1 protein-coding gene is annotated in these 1,827 nt (G+C 70.2%); it reads left to right on the top strand.

The window, feature by feature from the left end; all coding sequences use genetic code 11:
- Positions 1 to 1,827: HNH endonuclease signature motif containing protein (locus OPF83_RS17320; protein ID WP_264888894.1), on the top strand; the 1,827-nt coding region annotated here is incomplete at both ends.

Below are 1,827 nucleotides of genomic sequence, written 5' to 3'. Positions count from 1 at the left end.
GAAAATCGTGCCACCGGCCTGCGGTACAAGGCCGCCCACGAGGTGATGGCCCGCTGCATCGACCACCCCGACTGCGCTGACGACGCCGAGGTACCCCGCCCCGGGCGCGCGGTCATCGCCCCCGAAGTCATGGCCGGCAGCTACCTCGTGCGGGAACTGGCGATCTCATCCGACCGCGCCGAGCGGATACTGTCCTTCGCCGCGGACCTGCATTTCCGCTACCCCGCCATCCTGCAGGCCATGCTCGACGGCCTCATGGAAGAACGCACCGCCCAGGGCCTGGCCGCCCAGATGTCGTGCGTGCACCACGATCACCTGGCCCACATCCAACAACACGTCGTCGACGACTACCTGGCCACCCTCGCCTCCGGCACCATCGTCGGCGATCACGCCCGCAACGCCCGCGCTGACGCGATCATCGGCCGCTACGACCCCGACGGCATCCGCATCCGCAAAACCGACGCCGCCCGCCGCCGCGGCGTCTGGTTCCGCAAAGGCCAGGACGGCATGTCCACCATGAACGCCACCCTGCGCTCAGACGAAGCCGCCGTCCTCGCCGAAGCCATCGACGCCAAAGTCGCCCACGACCTCGCCGCAGAAAAAGAAGCCGCAGCAGCCGCAGCCGCAGCCGCCGCAGCCGCCGCAGCCGCCGCAGCCGCTGCGGATGCGGATGCGGCCGACAACGCGGCCCACGACACCGACACCACCGGGCCTGCCGCCGACGATCAGTCAACGCACGACCCCGACATGGACGCCGACACCTCCGACTACGAGGACGACGACGAGGGCGGGAACGGGGACGAGGGTGATCACGTGTACACCCGCGCCCAGCGCCGCGCCGACGTCCTCATGGCCTTCGGCTGCGGCGACACCGCCACCGGCACCAACACCGACACCGACACCGACACCGGTGCTGGTAGTGCCGCTGCCGCCACGCCCGAGGCCGCCGACGATGTCAGCGACCAGTCCAGCACTGCCGGTGATGACAGTAACGCCGACCCGACCGGGCCGACCGAGCCGACCGGGCCGACCGGGCCGGCTGGGCCGAAGGCCCCGACCGGTGGCACGGGTTCGGCGTTGGTGTTGCGGCCTAAGGTCACCGTCATCACCCACCCCGGAGGCGGCACCGCCGGAGTGCAGTTCGCCCGTACCGGCGAAGCCGCCCTGCAGGGACTGCTGGACCTGCTGGCCACCTGCGACGGCGCCACCCTCGAACCAGTCGACCCGACCCCCGGCTCAGCCGACCGGCCCGACACAGCCCTGGTCTACAAACCCGGCGCCGAACTCGCCCGCCGGATACGCCTACGCGACGGCACCTGCCGACACCCCGGATGCACCATCCCCGCAGAGGACTGCGACCTGGACCACTGCATCCCGTACAACCACACCAACCCCGCCTCAGGCGGACACACCGTGGAGGCAAACCTCGGTGCCCTCTGCCGACGCCACCACCGGTTCAAAACCTTCAACGACTGGCAGTACACCATGACAGCGGACGGGACGTTGACCATCACCACACCCGACGGCCGCACCATCACCACCCACCCCGCCGGACCCCTGGCCACCTACCGGAGCCAACACACCGCCGACGAGAACACCGCCTGGGACCGGCAACAACGCCGCCACACCGACCCCGATAAACCCCGCCGCCGCACCCGAACCAGCTGGGCCACCAAAACCGGCTGGGCACGCCGCGCCGAACGCCGACAGTTCACGCGCGAACAGGACCGCATCGCCTCGCGTGCCGCCCAGATCCAAGCCGAACGCGACGCGATCCTGGCCGACATCCTCGCCGCCTACAGCAAGGCCTACAAAGAACGCCCCGAA

It is taken from the genome of Dietzia sp. NCCP-2495 (assembly GCF_026011735.1).
In the GTDB taxonomy this organism is placed as follows: Bacteria; Actinomycetota; Actinomycetes; order Mycobacteriales; family Mycobacteriaceae; genus Dietzia.
Note: the sequence above shows the minus strand (reverse complement) of the source record. Positions and strands in the feature narration are given on the sequence as shown.